The sequence below is a fragment of the Moorena sp. SIO3I6 genome (assembly GCF_010672095.1).
Genome location: NZ_JAAHHU010001780.1, coordinates 1 through 1,003 on the forward strand (window position 1 = coordinate 1; position 1,003 = coordinate 1,003).

Annotated in this window: 2 protein-coding genes; both read left to right on the top strand. The window is 43.2% G+C overall.

Going from position 1 to position 1,003, the window contains the following annotated elements:
- Nucleotides 1-500 (top strand): isopropylmalate isomerase (locus F6K49_RS53085; protein WP_293111193.1); only part of this gene is annotated, 500 nt, incomplete at its 5' end.
- 158 nt (nucleotides 501-658) lie between these two features.
- On the top strand, nucleotides 659-883 hold the full coding sequence (locus F6K49_RS53090; RefSeq protein WP_075897494.1) for a hypothetical protein: 225 nt from the start codon (nucleotides 659-661) through the stop codon (nucleotides 881-883).
- Nucleotides 884-1,003: the final 120 nt, after the last annotated feature.

Below are 1,003 nucleotides of genomic sequence, written 5' to 3' on the forward strand. Positions count from 1 at the left end.
CCTTTGATGGTCTCGGACAACAGGTTTTTGTTGATGACCGCGCTCAAGCTAACGGACAACATCCCTTTGACCAACCCCAGTATCAAGGTGCAACGGTTTTAGTAGTAAATGGTAACTTTGGCTGTGGATCTTCACGGGAACATGCCCCTCAAGCGATCGCAAGATGGGGGATTCAAGGTATTGTCGGAGAGAGTTTTGCCGAAATCTTTTTTGGTAACTGCTTGGCGATGGGGCTTCCCTGTGTCACAGCTGACTCAGAAACCGTGAAGCAATTACAAACAAGCCTCCATCAGAATCCTGAAATCCCGATGACCTTGGATTTGGAAGAGATGCAAGTCTATTGTGGTGAGTTGCAGGCTTCTGTGTTTATGGAGGATGGACCAAGAAACATGCTGCTGACTGGGACTTGGGATACTTGTGGACAACTGGTTGCTCAAGTAGAAGCGATTCGGGCGACAGCGGCTAGGTTGCCTTATATGGATTGGGGAGTTGTTTCCTAGTAGCCGATTAACTAGTAGCTGGTTAACTAGACATCACTTGAGAATAGATCACAACATTTTGATCTATTGTTGTATAAACTCAAGTGATGTCAACTATTATACAAATGTTAAATTAGTTCCTAGCCAGTCACAAGCCTCTAAAGCAGAATAGCTAAACAATGAAAGAACAACTAGAGAAACGTCTTCAACAACTCAAAGCTGAGTACGAATCTGGTCAAAAAGTTTTGGCTGAATTAGAAACTAAGCAAGCTAATGTCAAGCAAACGTTGCTGCGGATCGCTGGCGCGATTCAAGTGTTAGAAGAAGAATTGGCCAACGTTGAACAGGAAAATAATTTTGTGGACCCTAAAGTGGCTAGTGAAATAGTTAACACTGACCAGTGAATAGATATGGGTTAACAGATCAAAAGTGGTTCTCCCTTGGCGTTCGGTTTAGGTTAGGTTTATAGGTTTAAGAATGAAAAAAAGCTTGAGGCTAGCTGCGCTTTTGTATATACTCACGTG

Bases quoted from the DNA above. Each gene is read 5' to 3' on its own strand.
- F6K49_RS53090 (WP_075897494.1), top strand. From the start codon at position 659: ATGAAAGAACAACTAGAGAAACGTCTTCAACAACTCAAAGCTGAGTAC.